Origin of the sequence: Marisediminitalea oceani, from assembly GCF_003731635.1 — a bacterium.
Lineage (GTDB): Bacteria > Pseudomonadota > Gammaproteobacteria > Enterobacterales > Alteromonadaceae > Alteromonas > Alteromonas oceani.
In genome coordinates, this window is record NZ_RCUA01000067.1 from 1 (window position 1) to 8,660 (window position 8,660).

Genomic DNA, 8,660 nt, shown 5'->3' on the forward strand with positions numbered 1-8,660 from the left:
AGCGATTCGGCTCTGGCCAGCAGGTAACGCACGACAGTATCCCGATCCGAGGGCAGGCGACCACCCCATTTTTCAAATTGGCGAATGGCCGAGCGGTAGGCTTTGCGCGTGTTGTCGGACGTCGCTGCCTGGAGGTAGTGCCGCAATGATTCGGCTTCCTGACGTTCAATCAGGGTCGATTCCTCATTACGTAATGGCAAGTTGCTAGCCGGTTTTGGCGGTTTGTTGTTCATGAATAGGATTTCCTTCGATGTCGCTCAAAAGGCGGCTATGTACCGGCGTTACAAGTCGAAAATTTACGTCAAGATCCATTAACCTACGATAAGGTAGATTATCGGTGGTTAGTATCTTGAATTCAAGCGATCTTGAAAAACACATATATAATGTTATATTACGTGTTATGTAATATGTTACTAAATAATCCGAGAGGAATCACCATGGCCCGTGCCGGAGTCACTTATCACGATATCGCTAAAGCAGCTGAAGTCATTAAAACACATGGCCAGGAACCCACGGTGGATAGGGTGCGCGAGCATCTGGGCACCGGCAGCAAAAGCACCATCGCGCCATTGCTCAAGCGTTGGCGGTCAGACAATGGGGAGGCGGCCGATGTCAGTGGACTGCCGAACGACCTCATCGAGGTGGTAAAGTCCCTGCATGAGCGGGTACAGCAGATGGCCGACCACCGTATCGAACAAGGTCGCCAGGAATTCGAGACTTTAAAGGAAGAACTCCGCACAGAGTTGACCTATGCCAACAACACCATCGCGCAACTTACTGCCCGACAACGGGACCTTGAGAACCAGATAGCACGAATTACCGAGGAAAAAAGCCTGCAAGACAAGTCCCTGGAAGACGCACGCGTCAGGCTGGCAAAGGCCGAGTCTCAGCGGGACGAAGCTCTTACGCGAGCCAACGACTTGAAGGAGAGTGTCAGTGAACTCAGGCAAGAAAACCGGGATATTCGCGATCATTTCGAACATTACCAGCAGCGTACTGCCGAAGACCGCCAGCAGGAGCGCGAACAATTCCGTTCAGTTAACCAGGGGCTGAACGATCAGATCCAGGATCTGCAACACCGGCTCGCCCAGGCTGAGTCGAGAGCGTCAGAGCTATTTGACGCCAATGTGCAGTTACAACGACATGCCGATGAATTAAAACGGGCCAATGGGGCGCTAAATAGCGACGTGAAGGGAAAGATAGAAGATGTCCAGAACCTGAAACACGAGCTTGAAGAAGCCGTGGCAAAGTGCCGGGAATACCAGCATCAAAATGATCATTTGGCGCAAAACATGGCCGTGCTCACCACTCAGAAAGCTGATGTTGATAAGCAAGTGGCCGTCTTATCCCAAACACTGGAGACCACAAAAACCGAATTGAAAACCACCCAGGATAAAGCGGCGCTTCTGATCGACGAGAATAAAGTCATTCTTCAGGAAAAAGCCGTGATCCAAGGTCAATTTAAACAGCTCCAAAGTTCGCTGTAGCCGGATGGATGTATTTTGAGCGCCCGGCAGCTTAATAGTGGAATCGTCGTAGCTCATCAAATTTGTCGGTTCTTCCACTTGAAGCTTCTGTGCTTCTTCACATCAAGGATCTTTTGCCAATGAATCTGCTGTCAATTTTCACAATATTTGTAATTACTGCGGTTGCCGAAATTGTAGGTTGTTATCTGCCGTGGCTGGTACTGAAACAGAACAAGTCGGTATGGTTGTTAATTCCTGCTGCGCTTTCGCTGGCGTTATTTGCGTGGCTGTTGACGCTTCACCCAACGGCGGCAGGTCGCACTTATGCTGCCTATGCGGGCATATATCTGGGCGTTGCTCTCCTCTGGTTGCGTATTGTTGACGGAGTGGCGCTCACCCGTTGGGACATCGCGGGGGCTTTGGTCGCATTGGTAGGGGTTACCATCATCGTTATACAGCCAACGGCCGGTTAGGCAAGGCGCCATAATGTTGAATAATATCAGCCGCTTATGCTCAAAGTGGCTAAATCCAACGCTTTTACCGGCCGGACCTCTAATAGCGGTACTGTTCGTTAGCCAGCCACCAATAAACTCGATAATGGTGAACACCACATTTAGGAAAAACGCCCAACCAATACGCTTTGACGCATCACTCGAACGTCCATGTGAATGGTCGTGACTATGATTGTGACTGTGCATGATTTAACTTTTTAAACACATGATGTTTTGCTGCTTTACTAAAGTTCATAAAGCCCCTCCCACATATCTAATGTAGTTGCTTGGAGCGTCCTATTCATTTTCTTAATGGTATTATCGATTTAGTTACAAAAAAAAACCAATGACACCATCAACTATTACTTTCCAGCGCTTGTATTTCAAAGGTCGATACTAGGAATCGACCTTCTCCATAACCAGTATTAACTAGCGTGATTAATCGCCAATTTAGTTAAATGTCTCCCATACACTATTCTGTAGAGAACTGGTAGAACAACCAAAGTAAGCAGTGTCGAGGACAAAATGCCGCCAATCACAACAGTGGCCAACGGTCTTTGCACTTCTGCACCTATGCCCGTATTCAGCGCCATGGGCACAAATCCAAGGCTTGCAACTAATGCTGTCATTAATACCGGACGCAAGCGAATAAGAGCCCCTTCAACAATGCTATTCACTAATTCTCCGGTTTCTAGCAAACGTTGCTTGATGAATGACAGCATTACCAATCCGTTTAATACGGCAATCCCAGACAGTGCGATAAACCCTACCGACGCGGATATGGATAAAGGCATATCCCTTAACCAAAGAGACATTACACCGCCTGTTAATGCCAAAGGGATACCTGTGAAGATAATTAACGCATCACGTATTGAACCAAACGCAATTACCAGCATAGTCAAAATCACAAACAACGTAACCGGTACCACAATCGTCAATCGTTGACTCGCACTTTCGAGCTGCTCAAAGGTTCCACCATAGTCGAGCCAATAACCAGCAGGTAAATTTACTTCATCATTAATTCTCGCCTGAGCTTCCTCAACAAAAGTGCCAATATCTCTGTCACGCACATTTGCTGTGACAACAATACTACGTTTGCCATTTTCCCGGCTTATTTGGCTAGGTACTTCTTTAAATGCAAGTGTGGCTAATTCGCTTATTGGTACATGCTCACCAGAGGGCGTGACTATGGGAATGGTCTCAAGCTGAGTGAGTTCATTTCGAATGTCGTCGGCATATCGCACGACAATTTTAAAGCGTCTGTCGCCCTCAAAAATCATTCCAGCGGTTTCTCCACCTGTCGCAGCATTGAGCCATAACTGCAAGTCGGCTATATCCAAACCAAAGCGTGCCAATTGATCAGGCTTTGGTGTGACGGTGAAGATTGGAATGCCTTCTACCTGCTCAAGCCTCGCGTCATCAGCTCCTTCAATCGTTGAAATAACGGTCAAAATGTCAGAAGCAGATGCAAAGAGCGTATCTAAGTCATCCCCAAATAGCCTTATCCCCAAATCTGCCCTTACGCCACTAATCAATTCGTTAAAACGCATTTGTATAGGTTGCGTAAATTCATAATTATTGCCGGGCAAAGTAAACAAGTCCTCTTCAAACGTTTTCACTAACTCAGCTTTTGTCATTGATGGATCGGGCCATTGCTCCCTAGGCTTTAAAATAACAAACGTATCAGTAATGTTTGGTGGCATAGGGTCGGTGGCGACCTCACCCGTACCCGTGCGACCGAATACCGTCTGTACTTGCTCATACTGCATAAGTTTCGCTTCAAGAGTTTTTTGCATTTCAACTGCTTGTTCTACCCCTGTCCCAGGGATCCTAATGGCTTGTACTAAGATATCACCTTCATTGAGCTGGGGAATAAACTCGGAGCCTAATTTACTGCCCATCCATAAACTGCCGACAACCAAAGCACTCGCTGCTACTACCACTAGCCATCTAAAACGCAGCGCTCCGGTTAAAACAGGACGATAGACTGCCTTTGCACCTTTAATAATTGGGCTTTCTTTTTCGCTAATTTTACCTCTCATGAAAATTGCTATCGCCGCAGGCACTACGGTAAAACAAAATACCATTGCGGCAAGCAAAGCCATTATCACGGTCGCTGCCATGGGGTGGAACATTTTACCTTCGACGCCAGTGAGCGTGAACAAGGGGATATAAACAATGGTAATGATCAATACACCAAACAAACTGGGACGTATGACTTCATTAGTGGCTTCATAAACAACATTCAGCCTTTCTTTGAGCGGTAGAGTAGCGCCGTTTTGTTTCTGGGATTCGGATAATCGTCTGATACAGTTTTCAACAATGATAACTGCGCCATCGACAATCAAGCCAAAATCCAGTGCGCCTAAACTCATTAAGTTAGCAGACACATCGGTTTTGACCATACCCGATATCGTGGCAAGCATTGCCATGGGTATTACAGCGGCTGTAATAAGTGCAGCTCGCACATTCCCAAGCAAAACGAATAGCACAACGATGACAAGTAAAGCGCCCTCGACGAGGTTTTTCTGTACTGTGTCGATGGTTTTGTCAACGAGGCTTGTTCTATCGTAAACCGCTTCAAGGATAACGCCCTCGGGTAAGCTTGTTTTAATGGTTTCGAGCTTACTGTCCACAGCTTTGGCGACCGTACGAGAGTTTTCTCCCACTAACATCATTGTCGTGCCAATCACTGTTTCTTGGCCATTTAACGTGCCGGCTCCAGAGCGCAGCTCTTTACCGAGGTTGATTTGGGCGATGTCTTGAATTTTTACCGGTACGCCATCAATGATCTTAACAACCACTTGGCCGATATCGTCGATGCCCTTCAGTTGGGCTTCCGATCTGATCAGTACTTGTTGCCCATTTTGTTCTACAAAACCAGCGCCTTGATTCGCATTGTTGCGTTCTAGCGCACTGAGAAGGTCACCTGTACTTATCCCAAAGTTTATCATTGCGACTGGATTAGGATTCACATGATATTGCTTTTCAAATCCGCCTATCGCATAAACCTCGGTCACCCCCTCAACAAGCGACAATTGGGGCTTAACTACCCAATCATGGATCTCCCTTAATGCCATAGCATCATAGGGTTGACCGTTGTCCTGTCGCGCCTGAGGCTCAGCACTTAACGAGTACATGTAAATTTCACCCAAGCCTGTGGCGATAGGGCCCATTTCAGGGGTTAACCCTGTTGGCAATTGCGCCGCGATGGCGGTGAGACGCTCGTTGACGAGATTTCGTGCGAAATATAAATCGGTGCCCTCTTTAAACACGACTGTGACTTGCGACAAGCCATAGCGTGATATCGAGCGGGTATACGATAAATTAGGCAAACCGGCCAGCGAGGTTTCAACTATAAACGTTATGCGTTGCTCAGTCTCCAAAGGCGAGTAACCTGGGGTTGCGGTATTTATCTGCACTTGCACGTTGGTGATATCAGGCACAGCATCAATCGGCAGTTGTTTGTAACTGTACATACCAAAAAAGGCGACAAACAAGGCGAACAACATCATGACACCACGGCGCTCAATGGATAGACGGAGTATTGGTGCAATCATGCTCTCACCTCACCGTTTTTATGGACTTGGCTTTGCTTTTGACAATAAATGCGCAGGTAATTAGTCATCATCGCCCGCCTCCATTTTTAATAAATCAGCTTTTAGTAGATAGCTATTTTCTACAACGACTTGCTGGCCTATTTGAACGCCCTTCACAATCTCTACTAAACGGTTGTCCGTGTTCCCAAGTTTTACTTGGCGGGGGTAAAATCGTTCCCCTTCTTTGACAAAAACAATGGTTTGCCCATCTAACTCTTGTATTGAACTTTTGGGGAGAGCCAGATTGACTTCTTGGAACCCAATCTGAATATAACCCTCTACCATAGCGCCTAAAGGCCAATAACCACTGCCATTATCAACGTTCACAAACGCGATAGAATAAGGTTTGTCATCAGGTGAGGACGTAATGTGGCTTATACTTGATTGTTGCTGCAATTCCTCAAGCCTTAAAGTGACTTCCATATCAGCGGCAATACGAGTACGTTGTTTGGGGAAAATAGCTAATTGAGCAATTGCGCGAGAGTAATTAGCAACAGAAAGCAGTACTTGACCGTTGGTGAGCTCACCATCATTGGCGTGTCTAGCAATGATTTTTCCAGACATTGGTGAGGTGATTGAGTATTGATTTAAACTCTCGTTTGACTCAATGATTGCCAGTGTGTCACCTTTTTCTACTTTATCTCCAATATTCACCATGATACGTTTTACAACACCGTCGAAGCGGGCACGAATATGACTCAGTGATGCAGGATCATGAACTATCCGCCCAAACGTTCTGGTTGTGAGCGATAATGATCCTGACGCGGCTGAAGCAGTCACGATATCGTTTTCAAGCATCCGTTCTTGAGATAACACTACGTACTCGGGTCTTTCTTCGGCTTCCTCATCGTCATCATCAGCCAGGGCGACAGTAGCAAACAGTAAAGTCAGTAGCATGGCTAACACGCCAAGCAAGTCACGTGCGCTAGTGAGTAATGTAAATTGTGATGTATTCATTATTTTTTCTCTAGTAATTCTGATGATTGAGCAGACGTCGAGGGAGAGTCAGAAAACACGGGAATTCCCGTAAGTGCCTCTAGATCTGCGCTTCGAAGGTGGACTAAGCCTGCTGCTTTTATCAGTGCTCGTTGCATATCGATGAGTTGTTGCTGCGTTGTCACCCACTCTATGTAGTTGTAGCGACCACTTTCATAGCCTTCCCGCGCCAAGTTCAGTGCAGATTCCAATGTGGGAACGACATTGTCTTGAAGGGTCGTAACAGTGAGCAAGGCTTGGTCTTTTGCGCTAATGACTTGATTTATTTGGCGAGTGAGTTCACGAATTTTCGCTTGTTTTTGATAGTCGATACTGTCAAGCAATGCGCGCTGTTGTTCGTATTCTCCTAGATTCCGCTGCTTGGTATTTAACGGCACCGAAATACTGGCGACTAACGCTGTGTCATTAATTCCCTGCATTCTTCGGATACCGGCTTCCCACGCAATGTCGAACTGCTGACTGGCCTGAACCACTCTCAATCTGGCCTCTTGTACCCGATAGTTATCAGCATAAAGCAGAACGTGTGGATTGCTTTGAAGCTGTGAAAGCATATGTTCAAGTGACAGTGAATTTGGAAACGATAACAGTGTCCCTTCAACTTCCGCAAACGCAGCGTTAGTGTCACCCCACATGATGGCCAGGTCGCGTTTATACTCATTGAGTTTTTGTTCACTTATCAATAACGACAAACGCGCCTGCGACAACGCTGACTCTGCACGTTTTTTCTCAAGTGGTGAAGAAGCCCCCGCTTCAACCCGTGTAGAGACTGTCTGAAGCATTGTGCGAGCCAGCATTTCAGCTCGTTGCTCAGTCTTGTGCAACGCTTGTTGGACAATGACATTGATATATCGTCGAGTTGTTTCACCCAAGATGTCCAGCGTACGAATGCGCCGTTGTGTAAGCAGTTGTGCTTTTTTTGAACTCACCACATTCATTCGGCCGCTGACTTTATCTCCAAGCTCGATGACCGACGATAAGGTCAGTGTCAATTCGGCATCTTTGATACCAGACACTTCGCCTGTTCCCAACACATTTTCAACTTCAACCCCAACAGACATTTCAGGTCGTAAGCTGGCCATTTTTGATTCACCATCCAAAGCCGAAGATTTAAATTCGAACACAACTAAATCTGGGTTGTTTGATAATGTGCGTTTGAGCGCATTTTCAAGCGTGATTGAAGACTTTTGCGCATTGGCAGATTGAACAGATATGCTCATGGTTACCAGTGCAGCAGATATCAATTTCAGATACGCTGAGCTAGCTTTTTTTATGCCCAATGGGCGTGAAGAACTCATAAAAGAACCTTTTGTTCATAAGATAACGACATACATGGAAAGCACCCATGCAAACATATAGGAGGGAATGGATTAATGTTGAGGTGGGCGCAAAAGGCCTTCGACTAGGCCGTCAGTGACGTTGCGGGAATAACTGTATTGATTGGTATATAACGGTTTAGATACGTCATTTATTGGGTGTTGTGCCAGAAACTTAATCTGTCCACATTGACACAGCACACAATGGAAACACTTAGACTCTTCACTCGACGTATTATCACCAGCATTTACATTTTTTTTGGGAACATCATAAGTGCCTATCGACTTTGATTGTTCAGGGACTGACGATACCTCCGCAGGGTAGTCATCGCATTGAGCGGCGAACGAAAAGCCCGATTGACACATGAGCAAAGTAATAAGTAGCCATGCCAACCTACGCAGTTTTGATGTGCAATTAAAAATTGGCATTTTCTTATCAACTTTGCGCATTAAGCGCTCGCTGTCTTTCATTTCCAGCCTCTTCGAGGATCATTTTTGCCCCGCGCAACACAACGCACGAAACTATCACACCGATAACCAGATCAGGCCATCGAGAATCGAGCCAAAACACCAAAACGCCAGCAAAAATAACGCCTAAGTTGGCAATCACATCGTTGGCTGAAAATATCCAGCTTGCCCGCATATGCACTTCTTCATTTCTTTGTTTGCGTATGATCACAAGACAAATGACATTAGCAACCAGTGCAACTGCCCCCATAGCCATCATTAATCCTGATACAGGGCAAGATCGTACTTTTGTTAAATTACTCTGATATCTGATCGATTTAATTCGTT

At 46.1% G+C, this 8,660-nt stretch carries 6 protein-coding genes and 2 pseudogenes; 2 read left to right on the forward strand and 6 right to left on the reverse strand.

What is annotated here, in order from left to right; translation table 11 throughout:
• Nucleotides 1-233 (reverse strand): annotated as a pseudogene (locus tag D9T21_RS16830) (integrase); the annotation flags it as partial.
• A gap of 162 nt (nt 234-395) precedes the next feature.
• On the opposite strand from D9T21_RS16830, the gene D9T21_RS16835 reads away from it, so the two are divergent.
• Both D9T21_RS16835 and D9T21_RS16840 read left to right on the forward strand, forming a co-directional pair.
• On the forward strand, nt 396-1,487 hold the full coding sequence (locus D9T21_RS16835; protein ID WP_241155746.1) for a DNA-binding protein: 1,092 nt from the start codon (nt 396-398) through the stop codon (nt 1,485-1,487).
• Between the two features lie 119 nt (nt 1,488-1,606).
• A complete protein-coding gene (locus D9T21_RS16840; RefSeq protein WP_040133149.1) occupies nt 1,607-1,939 on the forward strand; it encodes a YnfA family protein in 333 nt (110 codons plus the stop codon).
• Nucleotides 1,940-1,987: 48 nt separating this feature from the next.
• Here D9T21_RS16840 and D9T21_RS23005 read toward each other — a convergent pair.
• From D9T21_RS23005 to D9T21_RS16870, 5 genes and pseudogenes are all read right to left on the reverse strand, one after another.
• Nucleotides 1,988-2,164: pseudogene (locus tag D9T21_RS23005) on the reverse strand (cation diffusion facilitator family transporter); the annotation flags it as partial.
• 218 nt (nt 2,165-2,382) lie between these two features.
• Nucleotides 2,383-5,517 carry an efflux RND transporter permease subunit gene (locus D9T21_RS16850; protein WP_123326246.1) on the reverse strand — a complete coding sequence of 1,045 codons (3,135 nt, stop codon included), beginning with the start codon at nt 5,515-5,517 and terminating at the stop codon, nt 2,383-2,385.
• Nucleotides 5,518-5,577: 60 nt separating this feature from the next.
• Nucleotides 5,578-6,513: an efflux RND transporter periplasmic adaptor subunit gene (locus tag D9T21_RS16855; RefSeq protein WP_044447487.1), complete on the reverse strand. Its 936-nt coding sequence runs from the start codon at nt 6,511-6,513 to the stop codon at nt 5,578-5,580.
• Entirely contained in the window at nt 6,513-7,847 is a 1,335-nt protein-coding gene (locus D9T21_RS16860) for a TolC family protein (RefSeq protein ID WP_123326248.1), read from the reverse strand. Before D9T21_RS16860 ends, D9T21_RS16855 begins: the two co-directional genes overlap by 1 nt.
• Nucleotides 7,848-8,301: 454 nt before the next feature.
• Nucleotides 8,302-8,660, reverse strand: a 359-nt coding sequence (locus tag D9T21_RS16870; protein ID WP_164464729.1) for a cation efflux transmembrane domain-containing protein, incomplete at its 5' end; no start/stop codon positions are given.